The organism is Corynebacterium ureicelerivorans, assembly GCF_000747315.1.
Taxonomy (GTDB): domain Bacteria; phylum Actinomycetota; class Actinomycetes; order Mycobacteriales; family Mycobacteriaceae; genus Corynebacterium; species Corynebacterium mucifaciens.
This window is the reverse complement of record NZ_CP009215.1, coordinates 1,272,410-1,289,163: the sequence shown is the minus strand read 5'-3', so window position 1 is coordinate 1,289,163 and position 16,754 is coordinate 1,272,410. Positions and strand designations below refer to the sequence as shown.

Genomic DNA, 16,754 nt, shown 5'->3' with positions numbered 1-16,754 from the left:
GTCCCAAGACTACAGACGGATCCGGTTACCGGGGCCGTTGTCAACATCCTTTAAATTCCGCACAGCGAGGCGGGGAAGGAGGTTCGATGAGTGGAAATGAACGGTCGACCGTCGAGTTGCTGAACGCGCAAGACGTTGGCCGCACTGTTGCACGCATCGCGCACCAGGTTATAGAGAAGACGGCGTTGGATGACGCTGCGAGCCCGCAGGTAGTGCTGCTGGGCATTCCGTCGGGGGGAGTGCCGCTGGCGCAGCGGATTGCGGCAGCGGTGGAGGAGTTTTCCGGGGTTGTTATCCCTGTTGGCAGCCTCGACGTGACCCTGTACCGAGACGACCTGCGCAACCGGCCGCACCGCGCGCTGCGGCCGACACACATCCCAGTCGATATTGATGGCGCTGTAGTCATCCTCGTCGACGACGTGCTCTATTCCGGGCGCACCATCCGGGCGGCCCTTGATTCGCTACGCGATATCGGCCGCCCCAGCGCAATCCAGCTGGCCGTGTTGGTGGATCGCGGCCACCGCGAGTTGCCGATCCGCGCAGATTACGTGGGCAAAAACATCCCGACCTCCAAGGACGAGGACGTCACCGTTGCGCTGACGCCGCTGGACGCCGTGGACCGGGTGGCCCTGGAAAGAGAGGGATAGATGAAACACCTCATTGACATCGCAGACTTGAGCCGCGACGAGATTGTGGGGCTCATGGACGAGGCGGACAGGTTCCGCGAGGCGCTGGACGGCCGCGAGATCAAAAAGCTGCCCACGCTGCGCGGGCGCACGGTGATGACGCTGTTCTACGAAAACTCCACCCGCACCCGTTCCTCGTTCGAGACCGCGGGCAAGTGGATGAGCGCGGACGTGATCAACATCTCGGCGTCGAGCTCGTCCGTGAAAAAAGGCGAGTCCTTGAAGGACACGGCGGCAACGTTGGCGTCTGTCGGCGCCGACGCGATCATCATGCGTCACCCCGCATCCGGCGCGGCGCAGCTGCTGCGGACATGGCTGCCGGAGACCAGCATCATCAACGCCGGTGACGGTCAGCACCAGCACCCTACCCAGGCGCTGCTGGACGCTGTCACCATGCGCCAGCACATTGGCGACGTTGCCGGCAAGACCGTCCTCATCGTCGGCGACATCCTGCATTCCCGCGTGGCCCGCTCCAACGTGGACCTCCTGCACACCCTGGGCGCGAACGTCGTACTCGTCGCACCGCCGACGTTGCTGCCAACCGGCGTGGAGTTTTGGCCGGCGCGCATGGCGTACGACTTCGACGCCGAAATCGAGAACGCGGATGTGGTCATGATGCTGCGCGTGCAAGCCGAGCGGATGCAGGGCGGGTTCTTCCCGTCGCACCGCGAGTACGCCACCCTCTATGGGCTGAGCAAAGCACGCGCGGACCGGATGAAAGATTCCGCGTTGATCATGCACCCGGGCCCGATGCTGCGCGGCATGGAGATCAACTTCGACGTCGCGGACCGCGGCAACGCCGTCGTGCTTGGCCAGGTGTCCAACGGCGTCTACACCCGCATGGCCGTGCTGTTCACCCTGCTCGCAGGCTCTGGCGACCGGCCAGCTAACGAGGAAGGAGCAACGAAGTGACCACGCTCGCGCTCAACAATGTCCGCCCGTACGGTGAGGACGCGACCAACATTCTCATCGACGTCACCCGCGGCGTCATTGAGGCGATTGGTGACAACCGCTTCGACGACGCAGATGAAGTGATCGACTGCGGCGGAAACGTGCTCCTGCCAGGCCTGGTGGATATGCACGTCCACCTGCGCGAGCCGGGCCGCGAGGACACCGAAACCATTGCTACCGGCTCTGACGCCGCCGCGAAGGGCGGGTTCACCGCCGTGTTCACCATGGCCAACACCAACCCGGTGATCGACCAGCCGTTCCTAGCTGAGGCGGTGTGGGAGAAGGGCCAGACGTACGGCAAATGCGACGTCTACCCGGTCGGATCCATCACTCAGGGGTTGGAGGGCGAGCAGCTCACCGAGATCGGTCTCATGGCGCGTAGCGGTGTGCGCATGTTCTCCGATGACGGGAAGTGCGTCAACGACCCGCAGCTGATGCGCCGTGCCATTGAGTACGCGAAGGCCCACGACGTCGTCCTCGCGCAGCACGCCGAGGACCACCGAATGACAGCTGGTGCTGTCGCCCACGAGGGCGAGCAAGCCGCGCGCCTGGGTTTGCGCGGCTGGCCGCGTGTGGCGGAGGAATCCATCGTCGCCCGCGACGCGATCATGACCCGCGACTACGGCGGGCGCTATCACCTGTGCCACGCCTCCACAGAGGGCACCGTGCAGCTGCTGCGTTTTGCCAAGGACCAAGGCATCGAGGTCACTGCGGAGGTCACCCCGCACCACCTGCTGCTCACCGACGAGCAGCTCAAGACCTACGACGGCCTCTACCGCGTCAACCCGCCGCTGCGTGAGGCTCGCGACGCCGAGGCGCTCAAGCAGGCGCTACTCGACGGAACGGTCGACGTTGTGGCCACCGACCATGCGCCGCACGGCTCCGAGGACAAGTGCGTCGAGTTCGAGCACGCCAAGCCCGGGATGCTCGGTTTGGAAACCTCCTTGGCAGTCGTGCACCGGGTCTTCGTGGAAACCGGTCTGGCGGACTGGCGTTTCGTGGCCAAAGTAATGAGCGAGCGCCCCGCCGAGATCCTTCGCCTCCAGGACCAGGGTCGCCCGATTGCAGTCGGCGAGCCGGCCAACCTGGTGTTGGTCGACCCGCAGTCGCCGTGGACCGCCCGCGGCGAGGAGATGGCGTCCAAGGCCTCGAACACGCCGTACGAAGGCATTGAATTCAGCGCACGCGCTACCGCCACCTGGCTGCGCGGCACCCAGACTTACGGCGCACAGCAGGACTAAACGGAAAGTGAAAGAAGAAGCAATGAAGGAACAACGAATCCCGGCCGTGCTGGTCCTGGCCGATGGCGCGACCTTTCCCGGCTACGCATTCGGCGCAGAGCGCACCGTCTTCGGTGAGGCCGTCTTCACCACCGCAATGACCGGGTACCAGGAGACCATGACGGACCCGTCGTACCACCGCCAGATCGTGGTGACCACCGCGCCGCAAATCGGCAACACCGGCTGGAACGACGAGGACAACGAGTCCCACGACAACCGCATTTGGGTTGCGGGGCTTGTCGTCCGCGACCTGTCCCGCCGCGTCTCAAACTGGCGCGCTGCGCGCAGCCTCGAAGAGGAAATGCGTGCCCAGGACATCACCGGCATCCGTGGGGTGGACACCCGCTCACTGGTGCGCCACCTGCGCAATTACGGTTCCATCGCGGCAGGCATCTTCACGGGTGAGGAAGCCCGTCAGGACGTCGATACGCTGGTGGCGAAGGTGCAGGGGCAGCCGTCCATGGAGGGCGCGGACCTCGCCGCGGACGTCTCTACGGACCAGCCGTACACCATCGAGGCAGTGGGCGAGAAGCGCTTCACAGTGGTGGCCTATGACATGGGCATCAAAACCGCCACGCCCGGCCACTTTGCCAAGCGCGGAATTGAAACGGTGGTCGTGCCGGCCAACACCCCGTTTGCCGAGGTGCAGAAGTACAACCCGGACGGCGTATTCGTCTCCAACGGCCCGGGCGACCCGGCGACGGCCGACACGATGGTGGAGGCTGTCCGCGAGGTCATCGAGCAGGGCGTGCCGTTTTTCGGCATCTGCTTCGGCAACCAGATTCTCGGCCGCGCGCTGGGGCTGGAAACGTACAAGATGAAGTTCGGCCACCGTGGCGTGAACGTTCCGGTGAAAAACCACCTCACCGGCAAGATCGACATCACCTCGCAGAACCACGGTTTTGCGCTCAAGGCGCCGGACGGCGTCGGCGCAGGCGGAACCTTCGACACCGATTTCGGCACCGCCGTCATTACGCATACCTGCCTGAACGACGGCGTCGTGGAGGGCGTGGCGCTGGAAAGCGGCATGGCGTACTCGGTGCAGTACCACCCCGAGTCTGCGGCTGGCCCGCACGACGCAAACCCCCTCTTCGACCAGTTCATCGAGCTGATGAGCACCTCTCAGAAGAACGCGTAAAACCAGGAAGGGAAACACATGAAACGCGACGACATTAACCACGTCCTGGTCATCGGCTCTGGCCCCATCGTGATCGGCCAGGCTTGCGAATTCGACTACTCCGGCACCCAGGCCTGCCGCGTGCTCAAGGAAGAGGGGCTGCGCGTCACCCTGATCAACTCCAACCCGGCGACGATCATGACTGACCCGGAATTCGCGGACCACACCTACGTGGAGCCGATTGAGCCGTCCTACATCGACAAGATTCTCGCGCGCGAGGCGGAGCAGGGGCACCCTGTCGACGCAATTTTGGCCACCCTCGGCGGCCAGACCGCGCTCAACGCTGCGATCCAGCTTGACCGCCAGGGAATCTTGGCCAAGCACGGTGTCGAGCTCATCGGTGCGAACATCGACGCGATCGAGCGCGGCGAGGACCGTCAGAAGTTCAAGGATATTGTGGCGAAGATCGGCGGCGAATCCGCCCGCTCCCGCGTCTGCTTCAACATGGACGAGGTCCACGAGACCGTTGCAGAGCTGGGCCTGCCGGTGGTGGTGCGCCCGTCCTTCACCATGGGCGGCCTGGGTTCTGGCCTCGCGTTCACCATGGAAGATTTGGACCGGATCGCCGGCGGCGGCCTGGAAGCGAGCCCAGAGGCGAACGTCCTCATCGAGGAATCCATCCTGGGCTGGAAGGAGTTCGAGCTTGAGCTCATGCGCGACGGCGACGACAACGTCGTGGTCGTTGCCTCCATCGAGAACGTGGACGCACTCGGCGTGCACACCGGCGACTCTGTCACGGTGGCACCGGCGCTGACGCTGACGGACCGCGAGTACCAGACCATGCGCGACCAGGGCATTGCCATCATCCGCGAAGTCGGCGTGGACACCGGCGGCTGCAACATCCAGTTCGCCGTTAACCCGACCGACGGCCGCATCATCACCATCGAGATGAACCCGCGCGTGTCCCGGTCTTCCGCACTGGCGTCGAAGGCAACGGGCTTCCCGATTGCGAAGATCGCGTCGAAGCTCGCCATCGGTTACACCCTCGACGAGATCACCAACGACATCACCGGAGTGACCCCCGCGGCGTTCGAGCCGACGCTCGACTACGTGATTGTGAAGATGCCGCGCTTCGCCTTTGAGAAGTTCCCGGGCTCCGACGAGACCCTGGGCACCTCGATGAAGGCGGTGGGCGAGGCCATGGGCATCGGCCGCAACTACATCCAGGGCCTAAACAAAGTCATGCGGTCCATGGAGGATAAGCCGAACGGTTTCTGGACCAAGCCGGACGAGTACTTCGCCGGTGAGCGCGCGACCGACGTTGCCGCAGTACTCGATGACCTCAAGGTGCCGACCGACAAGCGTCTCTACGACGTCGAGCTCGCGCTCCGACTCGGCGCATCCGTCGAGCAGGTCCACGAAGCGAGCGGCATCGACCCGTGGTTCCTCGCCGAGCTCGAGGCGCTCATCGACTTCAGGCAGGTGCTTATCGACGCGCCGGTGCTGGACGCCGACCTCCTGCGCGAGGCGAAATCCTACGGGCTGTCCGACGCCCAGCTCGCCGCGCTGCGTCCTGAACTGGCAGGGGAGGACGGCGTGCGTTCGCTGCGCTGGTCCTTGGGCATCCACCCCGTGTACAAGACCGTCGACACCTGCGCGGGTGAATTCGAGGCGCAGACGCCGTACCACTACTCGGCGTACGAGCTGGACCCGGACGCCGAGTCCGAGGTACGCAACGCCCGCGGCGGGCAGAGCGACAAGGAGAAGGTGATCATCCTTGGCTCCGGCCCGAACCGCATCGGCCAGGGCATCGAGTTCGATTACTCCTGCGTCCACGCAGCTCTCGAGCTGTCCCGAGTGGGCTACGAGACGGTGATGGTCAACTGCAATCCCGAGACCGTCTCCACCGACTACGACACTGCAGACCGCCTCTACTTCGAGCCGCTCACGTTCGAAGACGTCATGGAGGTCTACCGCGCCGAGGCCGCCACCGGCACCGTCGCGGGTGTCATCGTGCAGCTCGGCGGGCAGACCCCGCTTGGCCTGGCTCAGCGACTTGAAGATGCCGGTGTGCCGGTCGTGGGCACCTCGCCCAAGGCCATTGACTTGGCGGAGGACCGCGGCGAGTTCGGTGAGGTGCTCTCTGTAGCCAACCTGCCGGCACCGGCATACGGCACCGCGACCACCTTCGAAGGCGCGCGCGAAGTGGCCGACCGCATCGGGTACCCGGTGCTGGTGCGACCCTCCTACGTGCTGGGCGGCCGCGGTATGGAGATTGTCTACGACGAGCAGAACCTGCGCGATTACATCGACCGTGCCACCGAGCTTTCTCCGGATCACCCGGTGCTGGTGGACCGCTTCTTGGACAACGCGATCGAGATCGACGTGGACGTGCTGTGCGACGGCACGGATGTTTACCTCGGCGGCGTGATGGAGCACATCGAGGAAGCGGGTATCCACTCCGGCGACTCCGCGTGCGCCCTGCCGCCGATGACGCTCGGACCCGACGACATTGACAGGGTTCGCCGCTCCGCAGAGGCGCTCGCGCACGGCATCGGTGTGAAGGGCCTGATGAATGTGCAGTTCGCCCTGAAGGACGACATCCTTTACGTCATCGAGGCAAACCCGCGCGCCTCGCGCACCGTGCCATTCGTGTCCAAAGCGACTGGCGTGCACTTGGCGAAGGCAGCCGCCCGCATCATGCTCGGCACAACTATTGCGGAGCTGCGCGACGAAGGCCTCATCCCCCGCGACTACGACGGCGGCTCCCTGCCGCTCGAGCACCCGATTGCCGTGAAGGAAGCGGTGCTGCCGTTTACCCGCTTCCGCCGTCCGGACGGCGCGGTGCTGGACACCATCCTCGGCCCGGAGATGAAGTCCACCGGCGAGGTGATGGGCTTGGCGCCGTCCTTCGGTGTGGCGTACGCCAAGGCTGAGGCCGCGGCATTCGGGGAGCTGCCCACGGAGGGCACGGTGTTCGTCTCGCTGGCCAACCGCGACAAGCGCACGCTGATTTTCCCCATTCAGCGCCTTTCCACCATGGGCTTTAAAGTGCTCGCCACTGAGGGCACCGCGCAGATGCTGCGACGCAACGGCATCGAGTGCGAAGTCGCGCTCAAGGCTTCTGAGGTGCGCGCCGGTGCGGAGGGCACGTCCATCGTCGAGCGCATCCTCGACGGCGAGGTCGATCTGGTGCTGAACACCCCGGCGGGCTCCGCCGGCGCCCGCCACGACGGCTACGACATCCGCGCAGCTGCGGTCGTTTCGAGCGTGCCGATCATGACCACCGTGCAGGGCGTGACCGCCGCGGTGCAGGGTATTGAGGCGCTGCGCGGTAACGCGATCACCGTTATCAGCCTGCAGGAGCTTGAGCACAGCAAGGTCTCCGAGTAATGGGCACGTTGACTTTCGGTGAGCGCCTCGTCGCCGCCGGCCGTGAATACGGCCGGTTGTGCGTGGGCATCGACCCGCACGCGGCACTGCTTGAGCAGTGGGGGCTGCCCGATTCCGTGGAGGGCGTGCGGGTGTTCTCGCAGATCTGCGTTGACGCATTCGCGGGCTATGTGGCAGTGGTGAAGCCCCAAGTTGCCTTTTACGAGCGCTTCGGCGCCGCGGGGTTCGCCGTACTTGAATCGACGTTGGCCGCGCTGCGCGAGGCGGGAACCCTCGTCATCGCGGACGCGAAGCGCGGCGACATCGGATCCACCATGGCTGGCTATGCCGCAGCGTGGCTGGCGCCTGGCGCACCGCTGGAGGCGGATGCTCTGACGCTGACCCCGTATCTAGGCGTTGGGTCACTCGCACCCGCCATCGACATGGCGGCCGAGCACCACAAGGGCGTGTTTATCATGGCCGCAAATTCCAACCCGGAGGCTGTAGCACTGCAGACCGGGAAGATCGACGGGCGGATGCTGTCGCAGCGCATGGTGGACGAATGCGCCACCTACAACAGCGGCGGGCGCGTCGGGCACGTAGGCGTGGTTGTAGGAGCCACGGTGTCCACGCCTCCGGTGCTGGACTCGTTGAACGGCCCTGTCCTCATGCCTGGCGTGGGCGCCCAAGGCGCGACAATGCAGGACGCGGAGGCGATCGCCGGATCCATCGGGCACCTGGTATTCCCAAGCGTTTCGCGTTCTGTTCTTTCCGCAGGCCCGGATGCTCCTGAGCTGCGGAAACGCGTGTCTGCCCTGGTGAAATCCGGAAATCCCCAGGGTGCATTTACCGCCGAGTAAAAACCCTGGTAGTTTAATTCCGTCGCACGGTGACGTGGAGAAATGCAGTCAAGCACTCGCTCTGCGCCGCCGCTGCTGAAAATCGCAGTGTTAGACTGTGCCGGACGTGGCGAATTGCACCGATGACATTCGGCGAAGGAAGCCCCCGATCCGGCGCACGTCGGACTGAATCAATGTTCGTAACTATCACATGGAGGAACCCGTGGCACTTCCACAGTTGACCGATGAGCAGCGCAAGGCAGCCCTGGAGAAGGCGGCAGAGGCGCGTAAGGCGCGCGCCGAGCTGAAGGCGTCCCTGAAGCGTGGCGAGACCACGCTGCAGGATGTCTTGGACAAGGCGGACACCGACGAAATCATCGGCAAGACGAAGGTTTCCGCGCTCCTCGAGGCCATGCCGAAGGTGGGCAAGGTCAAGGCACGCGAGATCATGGAGGAGCTGGAGATCGCCCAGACCCGTCGTCTGCGCGGGCTCGGCGACCGTCAGCGCCGCGCGCTGCTTGAGCGCTTCGGCTACGAAGAGAACTAAGCGTGTCCGGGGTGACCCCCCGCGGGCGCCTGGTCGTGCTGGCCGGTCCGTCCGCAGTGGGGAAGTCGACGGTGGTCAGCCGCCTGCGTGAGACCGTGCCGGATCTGTACTTCTCGGTTTCCATGACAACTCGGGCACCGCGTCCGGGTGAAGTGGACGGCAAGGACTACTTCTTTGTCACGCCCGAGGCCTTTCAGGGCCGCATCGACCGCGGCGAGATGCTGGAGTGGGCGGACATCCATGGCGGTCTGCAGCGTTCCGGCACTCCTGCCGGCCCGGTGCAGGAGGCGATGGGGGTTGGCCGCCCAGTGCTGGTTGAGGTCGACTTAGTCGGCGCTCGCAACATCAAGCGGTTGATGCCTGAGGCGCGCACCGTGTTTCTCGCTCCGCCGTCTTGGGACGTCCTCGTGCAGCGCCTGACCGGACGCGGCACTGAAACGCCTGAGGTGATTGAGCGCAGGCTCACCACCGCCCGCGAGGAGCTCGACGCACAGGGTGAATTCGACGTTGTGGTGGTCAACGACGACGTGGATGTTGCGGTGCGGTCCATCGCCGATATTCTTCAAGGCACATCTTCCAACAACAGTTAGCGAGTGGGTTTACACGTGAGCAACGAAACTAAGGACCTGTCTGACACCTCTGCTGCTGAGCAACCCCAGCAGGAGAACGTTTACGACACGCCAGAGGGCATTACGGCGCCCCCGATCGATGAGCTTTTGACCAAGGTGTCGTCGAAGTACGCGCTCGTCATCTTCGCCGCCAAGCGCGCCCGCCAGATCAACAGCTTCTACCAGAATTCTGAAGACGGGGTCTTCGAGTTCGTCGGACCGCTGGTGTCCCCGGAGCCCGGCGAGAAGCCGCTGTCTATCGCGCTCCGTGAGATCGAAGCCGGCCTTCTGGAGCACGAGGAGGGGCAGTAGCCCTGCCCGTCGCGCGGTGCATCGCGTAGTCCCGCCGCTATCCAGCAGCTGAGCTGGGTAGCGGCGTTTTGTATGCTTGGGATCCATGAGTGAAGCCCCGAACGCGTCCGAACCCCTGCACGTGATCGTTGGCGTATCCGGTGGCATCGCCGCGTACAAGGCCTGCCACGTGGTCCGCGATTTCAAAGAGCAGGGCGCGGACGTTCGCGTCATACCCACTGAAAACGCACTGCGCTTCGTGGGTGCAGCCACTTTCGAGGCGCTGAGTGGCAACACGGTTGAAACCGGGGTCTTCAGCCGGGTCGACGAGGTGCAGCACGTGCGTCTCGGGCAGGAGGCCGACTTGGTGGTCGTCGCTCCCGCCACCGCCGACTTTCTGGCTCGCGTTGCGGCTGGCCGGGCGGACGACCTCCTCACCACCACGATCCTTGTGGCCACCTGCCCAGTTGTCCTCGCCCCAGCCATGCACACTGAGATGTGGTTGAACCCCGCAACCCAAGCCAACGTGGAGACACTCCGCAATCGCGGGATCACGGTGCTCGAACCCGCGCACGGCCGACTCACTGGTAAAGACACGGGCCCGGGGCGCCTGCCTGAGTCGCACGTAATTGCGGAGCTTGCCCGTACGGTGCAGCGCACAGCTGCGTTTTCGCCGTCGCTCGCGGGCAAGCGGGTGCTTATCAGCGCTGGAGGTACGCAGGAAAACGTCGACCCGGTGCGTTTCATAGGTAACCGGTCTTCCGGCAGGCAGGGGTACGCGCTCGGCGACATCGCGGCGCAGCGGGGCGCGCAGGTCACCATCGTGGCAGGAGCGACCGACCAGTTGGAACCGCCGTCGGGGGCCGAGATCGTCAGGGTCCGCTCAACCCGGGACATGCGCGACGCGATGGTTGAGCGTGCTCCAGAATCCGACATCATCATCATGGCGGCGGCCGTAGCGGATTTCCGCCCGGAGACCGAGGCCGACACCAAGCTAAAGAAGGGCCAGGCCGACGAGGCCTTGTCTGTCATCCAGCTGACCGAAAACCCAGACATCCTCAAGACGCTCGTGCAGATGCGTGATGCTGGTCAGACCCGCGCAACCGTCATCGGGTTCGCTGCAGAGACGGACAATGAGCTCGATTACGGCCGCGAGAAGCTCAGGCGCAAGGGCGCGGACATGCTCATGGTCAACTCGGTCGCGGGTGGGGGCGTGTTCGGCCAATCCCGCAATCGCGGTTGGTTGCTCAGCGCGGACGGGGGGCAAGAGGAGATTCCCGACGGCACCAAGCATGAAGTCGCGGTCCGGATCTGGGATGCAGTCGAGCGCCGCCTGCGGTGACGTTGCGCTCTTAGACAGCTTGGTCTATCGTGGGCTTCACCTTACGACGTGCCGTTTCCGTCTCAGCCGTGTTTGCGCTGAATTCCCCAGGTGGTGCGCCGGAACGTAACTCGTCCGCTCAGACGCGAAGGAAAGACTGCTTTGTCCACTGACACCTACTTCCGCTTGTTCACAAGTGAATCGGTTACCGAGGGCCACCCTGACAAGATCTGCGATGCGATCTCGGACTCCATCCTCGACGACATGCTTGCGCAAGACCCTGAGGCGAAGGTCGCGGTCGAGACTCTCGCGACCACAGGCCAGGTTCATGTCGCTGGTGAGGTGCGTACCTCCGCGTACTCGAACATCGCCAAGATCGTGCGGGAGAAGTTGGTGGAGATCGGGTTCGACTCCTCGGAGGTCGGATTTGACGGCCGCAGCTGCGGCGTGAACATCGCCATCGGCGATCAGTCCACCGAGATCCACGATTCGGTGATCACGTCCCAAGAAGTGCGCGAGAACACCTCCACTGGCGAGGAAGACCAGACGGGTGCCGGCGACCAAGGGCTGATGTTCGGGTACGCAACCAACGAGACACCGGAATACATGCCGCTGCCGATTTCTACGGCGCACCGCCTCGCACGCCGCCTCTCCCAAGTGCGCCACGATGGAATCGTGGCGGGCCTGCGCCCGGATGGCAAGACCCAGGTCACTTTCGCCTATGACGGCGCGACGCCCGCATTCATCGACACGATCGTCATCTCGACCCAGCACGATCCGGACTTCACTGGGGAGGCGCTGGAGCAGGCGCTGCGCGAGCACGTGATCAACTGGGTGCTGGACGACGCGGGGCTGCAGCGGTACTACCGCGATGACACGAAGGTGCTCATTAACCCCTCGGGTTCCTTCATTCAGGGTGGCCCGATGAGCGACGCCGGCCTGACCGGCCGCAAGATCATTGTGGACACCTACGGCGGCATGGCGCGCCACGGCGGCGGCGCTTTTTCTGGCAAGGATCCGTCAAAGGTCGACCGCTCCGGCGCGTACGCCATGCGCTGGGTGGCCAAGAACATCGTTGCCGCAGGGCTGGCTGAGCGCGTCGAGGTGCAGGTGGCGTACGCCATCGGCCGGGCGAACCCCGTTGGCCTCTACGTGGAGACGTTCGGCACAGCGGCTGCCGGGCAAACTGACGAGAGCATTCAGCAGGCGGTGGAGAAAGTCTTCGACCTTCGCCCCCAGGCGATCATCCGCGAGCTCGACCTAAAGCGCCCCATTTACGCACAGACCGCAGCGTACGGGCATTTCGGGCGCACGGATATCGACGTGCCGTGGGAGCGCACCGACAAGGCCGACGACCTGAAAGCAGCCGCCGGTATTTAGTTCGCCCGTTCCTCCGGCGTGATGGTCCCCGCCGCCTGGTAGTGCTGCCAGGCGGCCTTTTCTTTTTCGGAACGCCGGTGGTTGCGCAGTGCGAGAGCGCCGACGGCAACGCCGATGACCACCGGCACCCAGATTTTGCTGTACTCGACAAGCCACAGGACCCATTCCGGCACTTCGGGGAGGGCGGGAGAGGGGACGTCGATGTGCGGAAGCGGCAGACGCATCTGCGGCAGATCCGGCACCGGCAGGTCGATGTGGGGCAACTGCCAGTCTGGAAGACTCCATCGCGGCAGCTCCCATTCTGGGAGGAATTGCGCCAGCCAGCCCAACAGGCGGCTTACAAGGGGGCCGAGTAAGAGAATCGCCAAGGCCCAGCCGCCTTTGCCAAGCCCCTCCGCCATGGGAATGAGCGCGCGTTTGAGTTCACTCGATTCCATCACTTCGCGCCGCCGCGCGCCGCGGGAGCTGTTGGGCGGGTCGAACTCGACGACGGTCGGGCCTTCTCGGAACTCCACACTCAGCAGCTCGTCCAGCCCACTGGCTAGCAGCTTGAGGTGCGGTTCGTTGCGGTCCGTCCCAAGGCCCGTCGGCGTTTCCAACGTATCGTGGGCACACTCGCCGAATAAGGGAAGCCGCGCACTGGCCACGTCGTTGTAGCGGTGCTGCACCACGCCGCCGACGCGTACTTCCATGCGTTCCGAGGGGTTGTCCGCCCAGAGCTTGATCCGCTCTCGCAGCGAGCTCTCGGCGGTTGCCAGGGTGCCTTCCTTTTCCGTTTCGTCGCCGGGCCAGTCCGGTTCCTCGGCGGCGAAGTCCCGGTCGAAGCCGACGCGAACTTCAATCAACCCGTACTGCGGGTGGTCCAGGCTCCAGGTCTGCACCGGCTATGCCTCCGCCCTATCTTCGGCCCTATCTTCCGCGTTGCTTGTCGACGGGCCGACGCTGAGCAAACGTGAAAGTCCCATTGCCGCTGCGCAGGTAGCCGCAGCGCCCAGGGCGTAGATAAATGTCCCGTCGTTGAAGTAGAGGACCTTCGCAATCCAGAACCCGACGCCGGCGAGGATTGGCAGGGACCAGTTGGGGCGGAACGCGAAGCCGTCGATAAGCCCGGCGGCCGCGGCCACCGCGAAGATGAACCCGACCACCGGCCAGGGAGTGCTCACAGCAGGGATGAGCAGCAACGGGCCGACGGCGTAGACGGCGAGCATGGTATAGGGCACGGCCTTGACCCACCCGGTCCGGCCGGCGTTTATTTCAGGTTCGCTCACGGGCGGGAGTATATGTTCTAGTCCGCAGTTTCGTACACGTGACCGGCTTCTGGGCGTGCAATCATCTCGTGTAGGCCGACCGGTTTTAACCCCTTGGCGCGCAGGCCGTCAATGACGCATTCGGCCGCCGCGACCGTGGGTTCGTGGATGTCGTGCATGAGGATGATCGCCCCCTCGTGCGCGGATGCGACCGCCCGCTGGCACGTCGTCGCGGTGTTACGGTGCTGCCAGTCAGCTGTGTCCACGTCCCACACCGCCAGCGCCATGCCGCGAGCCCCGGCGGCCGCGGCCACGCGCGAGTCGTACGAGCCGTAGGGCGGGCGCATCCAGCGGGGAGTGATCCCGCCCTGTTCCGTCAGCGCAGCGTCGGTCTTATCCATTTGCGCGGCGATCGTGCCGTCTGTTTGGCGGGCCATGTCTGGGTGGGAATAGGAGTGGTTGCCGATAGTGTGGCCCTCGTCCCGGATGCGGCGGAGAATCTCGGGGTACGCGTTGGCGTTTTGGCCCACCACGAAAAAGGTCGCGTGCACGCCCTTGCGTTTGAGCGTGTCCAGGAGCCGCTCCGTGGTGCCGGGAACGGGACCGTCGTCGTAAGTGAGTGCGACGCAATTGAAGCACTTCGCTGGCTCCGGGGCGGGCGAGGGCTCCTGTACCGGTTCCACGGTGACCGCGGCCGGTGTTTCCCAGGAGGTGCGCTGGGAGGGCTTGGCGACGTAGGCGGAGCTAGCGTCGATAGGCAGCCCCTCGCCCTCAGCCAGAATCGGGCCGAACGGGTGGCCCGGTATAACCTGCGCGTCTCTCGGCGTTGCCAGCTGTGTCACCTTGGCCACGTCTGCCGATGCGGCGGAAGGAACGCCAGCTGCGGCAACAAGGGCGAGGGCAGACGAGACGGCAATACACAGGCGTTTCATGAGGGCGAAGCGGACTTTCGGGGCACGGTTGACGGGCGAAGCTGCAGTCTTATTCGTACTCCATGTGGTGGTCTGGCGCGCGGTGGGGCTTACGTACCGGGGTCGGTGTCGGGGAGTCGTTTAGAATCCGGGGTCATGTCTGACACGCCTGCCGCAGAGTTACCCGTTGCGCGCGTGTTGCCCATGCTCGGCTTGGCGCACTTGGACCGGCCGTTCGACTACCTCGTACCTGAAGGTCACGCGGACGCGGTGCAGCCGGGTGTACGTGTGCGCGTCCGGTTCGCCGGCAGGTTAGTGGACGCGATTGTGCTCGAGCGCGCATCCACATCGCGCCACGAAGGCACACTGCGTTTCATTGAGCGCGTCATCTCGCCGGAGGTGGTCGCGCCGGGCAAGGTGCGCGAGTTAGTCGACGCATTGGCGGACCGCTACGCGGGTGTCAGATCCGACATTTACCGCTCCGCCATCCCGGCGCGTCACGCGAAGGCGGAGGAGACAGACACCTCGACGCCGTGGGAGGAACTCGGCGACGTTGGGGAGCCGGACTTATCCGCGTGGACCCCATACGCGTTCGGGCAGTCCTTCGTGGATGCCGTGGTGGCCGGCAAGATCGCGCGGGCTGCGTGGCAGGTGGCGCCGGGCGACGACTGGGCGGCAGCGCTGGCGGCGCTGGCGGCGAAGGTGGCACTGGACGGGGCCGGGGCGCTCATCATCGTGCCGGACCAAAAAGACGTGGATGCGTGCGAGTCCGCGCTGCGCGAGTTCGTCGGCCCGCGGCAGGTGACCACCTTGACGGCCTCGCAGGGGCCGCAGGCGCGCTACTCGCGCTATCTCTCCGTACTGCACGGGCAGGGGCGCATCGTGGTGGGCACCCGCTCTGCGGCGTTCGCACCCGTGCGCGACCTGCGCTTCGCCGCGGTGATGTTCGACGGCGACTCCAACTTGGTGGACCCCCGGGCGCCGTATGCGCATGCCAGGGAAGTGTTGACCACCCGCTCGGCGCAGGAGGGGTGCTCGCTGCTCATCGGTGGCCACGCCCGCACCGCGGAGGTGCAGCTGCTGGTGGAGTCGGGCTGGATGCACGAGCTCGTTGCGCCGAAGCAGACGCTGCGCACCCGCGCCCCATATATCCACGCTGCGGGTGACTCGGACTTTGAGATGGAGCGCGACCCGCGTGCGCGGCAGGCACGCCTGCCGTCGGCGGCGTTCCAAGCGGCAACCAAAGCGCTGGAGCGAGGCACGCCGGTGCTGTTCCAGGTGCCGCGCACGGGCTACATCCAGGCACTCGCGTGCGGCCAGTGCCGCACCCCAGCGCGCTGCAGGTGGTGCAACGGGCCGCTGGGGTTGCCGTCCGGTGGCGAGGCCGCGGCGCCGACGTGCCGCTGGTGCGGGCGGATGGATCCGGCGCACGTGTGCCCGGTGTGCGGCTCGCGCAAGCTGCGGGCGGTAGTGCTCGGCGCGGACCGCACAGCCGAAGAGCTGGGCCGGGCATTTGCCAAGTACAAGGTCGTGACCTCCGGCGGCGACCACGTGCGGGCGGAGGTGCAGCCCGGAGCCGCGCTCGTGGTGGCCACCCCAGGCGCGGAGCCGCGGGTCGACGGCGGTTACGGCGCCGCCGTGCTGCTTGACGCGTGGGCGTTGTTGCAGCGGCCTGATCTGCGCGCCGTGGAAGACACGTTCGCGCGCTGGATGGCTGCGGCGACACTCGTGCAGCCGCACGCATCGGGCGGGGAGGTTGTCGTCGTGGCGGAGCCGTCGCTGCCGGTGGTGCAGCACCTCATCCGGTGGGATGCGCCCGGTTTCGCCGCGCTCGAACTGAACCTGCGGCGGGAGGCGCGATTCCCGCCCGCGGTGCACGTCGCGGTCGCGGACGCCCCCCGCGACGGGTTGGACGAGTTTTTCGCCCGCACTGAGCTGCCGGAGCATGCGGAGTTACTCGGGCCCGTGGATCTGCCGCCCGGGGTGCGGCTGCCGGGGGAGTGGAACCGGGAGGCGCTCGGGCCAGCGCAGCGGATGCTCGTCCGCACTCCGCTCGCTGGGCGGGCCGCGCTGGGCAAGGCGCTGCGCGCTGGCGCGGTGGCCTGGACGACGGCGCGGCAGGACCTGCCGCTGAGAATCCAGGTGGACCCCGTCGACATCGGCTAAGGCGCGGGGGTGCAGCGGTGAGCCAGTAGACTTCCTCC

15 protein-coding genes are annotated in these 16,754 nt (G+C 65.6%); 12 read left to right on the top strand and 3 right to left on the bottom strand.

Annotated elements, in window-relative coordinates:
- Positions 1–86: 86 nt before the first annotated feature.
- The 11 genes from pyrR (at position 87) to metK (ending at position 12,392) form a co-directional block, all read left to right on the top strand.
- A complete protein-coding gene (gene pyrR / locus CUREI_RS06415; RefSeq protein WP_038611777.1) occupies positions 87–647 on the top strand; it encodes a bifunctional pyr operon transcriptional regulator/uracil phosphoribosyltransferase PyrR in 561 nt (186 codons plus the stop codon).
- Complete coding sequence (locus CUREI_RS06410) at positions 648–1,598, top strand: aspartate carbamoyltransferase catalytic subunit (protein ID WP_038611774.1); 951 nt, start codon at positions 648–650, stop codon at positions 1,596–1,598.
- Positions 1,595–2,878, top strand: coding sequence for a dihydroorotase (locus CUREI_RS06405; protein ID WP_038611771.1), 1,284 nt, complete (start codon positions 1,595–1,597; stop codon positions 2,876–2,878). The genes CUREI_RS06410 and CUREI_RS06405 overlap by 4 nt, the downstream gene beginning before the upstream one ends.
- A 22-nt stretch (positions 2,879–2,900) precedes the next feature.
- Positions 2,901–4,055, top strand: a complete 1,155-nt coding sequence (gene carA / locus CUREI_RS06400) for a glutamine-hydrolyzing carbamoyl-phosphate synthase small subunit (RefSeq protein WP_038611768.1) — start codon at positions 2,901–2,903, stop codon at positions 4,053–4,055.
- Between the two features lie 18 nt (positions 4,056–4,073).
- On the top strand, positions 4,074–7,427 hold the full coding sequence (gene carB, locus CUREI_RS06395; RefSeq protein ID WP_038611765.1) for a carbamoyl-phosphate synthase large subunit: 3,354 nt from the start codon (positions 4,074–4,076) through the stop codon (positions 7,425–7,427).
- Positions 7,427–8,266, top strand: a complete 840-nt coding sequence (gene pyrF / locus CUREI_RS06390; RefSeq protein ID WP_038611763.1) for an orotidine-5'-phosphate decarboxylase — start codon at positions 7,427–7,429, stop codon at positions 8,264–8,266. Before carB ends, pyrF begins: the two co-directional genes overlap by 1 nt.
- A 202-nt stretch (positions 8,267–8,468) precedes the next feature.
- Complete coding sequence (mihF, locus tag CUREI_RS06385) at positions 8,469–8,792, top strand: integration host factor, actinobacterial type (RefSeq protein ID WP_038614115.1); 324 nt, start codon at positions 8,469–8,471, stop codon at positions 8,790–8,792.
- 2 nt (positions 8,793–8,794) lie between these two features.
- A complete protein-coding gene (gmk, locus tag CUREI_RS06380) occupies positions 8,795–9,382 on the top strand; it encodes a guanylate kinase (protein ID WP_038611762.1) in 588 nt (195 codons plus the stop codon).
- 15 nt (positions 9,383–9,397) lie between these two features.
- Positions 9,398–9,712 carry a DNA-directed RNA polymerase subunit omega gene (rpoZ, locus tag CUREI_RS06375; RefSeq protein WP_038611759.1) on the top strand — a complete coding sequence of 105 codons (315 nt, stop codon included), beginning with the start codon at positions 9,398–9,400 and terminating at the stop codon, positions 9,710–9,712.
- An 85-nt stretch (positions 9,713–9,797) separates the two neighbouring features.
- Positions 9,798–11,033, top strand: coding sequence for a bifunctional phosphopantothenoylcysteine decarboxylase/phosphopantothenate--cysteine ligase CoaBC (coaBC, locus tag CUREI_RS06370; RefSeq protein ID WP_038611756.1), 1,236 nt, complete (start codon positions 9,798–9,800; stop codon positions 11,031–11,033).
- Positions 11,034–11,174: 141 nt separating this feature from the next.
- The gene (gene metK, locus CUREI_RS06365; protein ID WP_038611753.1) at positions 11,175–12,392 is read left to right on the top strand and encodes a methionine adenosyltransferase; all 1,218 of its coding nucleotides are present in this window, start codon (positions 11,175–11,177) and stop codon (positions 12,390–12,392) included.
- On the opposite strand, the gene CUREI_RS06360 is transcribed toward metK, so the two are convergent.
- Genes CUREI_RS06360 through CUREI_RS06350 form a run of 3 tightly spaced genes read right to left on the bottom strand, consistent with a single transcriptional unit; the run spans position 12,389 to position 14,571 of the window.
- Positions 12,389–13,273 (bottom strand): hypothetical protein, encoded by an 885-nt coding sequence (locus CUREI_RS06360; RefSeq protein WP_051952247.1) that lies wholly within the window; start codon positions 13,271–13,273, stop codon positions 12,389–12,391. The genes metK and CUREI_RS06360 overlap by 4 nt on opposite strands.
- 3 nt (positions 13,274–13,276) lie before the next feature.
- On the bottom strand, positions 13,277–13,660 hold the full coding sequence (locus CUREI_RS11620; protein ID WP_051952246.1) for a hypothetical protein: 384 nt from the start codon (positions 13,658–13,660) through the stop codon (positions 13,277–13,279).
- Between the two features lie 17 nt (positions 13,661–13,677).
- On the bottom strand, positions 13,678–14,571 hold the full coding sequence (locus CUREI_RS06350; protein ID WP_038611750.1) for a polysaccharide deacetylase family protein: 894 nt from the start codon (positions 14,569–14,571) through the stop codon (positions 13,678–13,680).
- Positions 14,572–14,706: 135 nt separating this feature from the next.
- Between CUREI_RS06350 and CUREI_RS06345 the strand changes: the two genes are divergently transcribed.
- Complete coding sequence (locus CUREI_RS06345; RefSeq protein WP_038611747.1) at positions 14,707–16,716, top strand: primosomal protein N'; 2,010 nt, start codon at positions 14,707–14,709, stop codon at positions 16,714–16,716.
- Positions 16,717–16,754 lie beyond the last annotated feature (38 nt).